This window comes from Frankia tisae (assembly GCF_025403405.1).
In the GTDB taxonomy this organism is placed as follows: domain Bacteria; phylum Actinomycetota; class Actinomycetes; order Frankiales; family Frankiaceae; genus Frankia; species Frankia tisai.
In genome coordinates, this window is the sequence record NZ_JANEZT010000790.1 from 1 (window position 1) to 499 (window position 499).

Here is a 499-nt window from a genome sequence, read left to right on the forward strand (position 1 = left end):
GGTTACGGGGCTGGGGCGGCGAACAACGCCACCAGGTCGGGCATGCTGACCTTCTGGGACACCCCACGGGGCAGTTCCGGCACGGTCAGCGCCCGCGCCGGCACCTCGTAGGGCAGCATCCGCGGCCGGCACCACTCACGCAGCTCCTGCTCGCTGAGCGGCCCGGCGCCGGGCGCCGCCTCCACCACGGCGACGGGTACCTGGCCGAGGCGCTCGTCGGGCAGGCCGAACACCGCCGCCTCGGCGACCGCCGGGTGCTTCTCCAGCACCTCCTTCACCGTGATCGGTGCAATCTTGAATCCGCCCCGGATGATCACATCGTCGGCGCGGCCCTCGATGTAGAGGAAGCCGTCCTCGTCGATGCGGGCGAGGTCGCTGGTCCGGGTCCAGCCGTCCGCGCCCGCTCGCGCCCCGGCCTGGTCGGTCCTGATCTCCAGCAGCCCGCTGGCGCCCGTCGGCTGTACCTCGCCGTCCTCGGCCACGACGCGCAGTCCCACCC

Annotated in this window: 1 protein-coding gene; it reads right to left on the reverse strand. The window is 73.3% G+C overall.

Annotated elements, in window-relative coordinates:
* Positions 1-2 precede the first annotated feature (2 nt).
* A partial coding sequence (locus NBZ85_RS31705) for a class I adenylate-forming enzyme family protein (RefSeq protein WP_261563491.1) occupies positions 3-499 on the reverse strand: 497 nt, incomplete at its 5' end.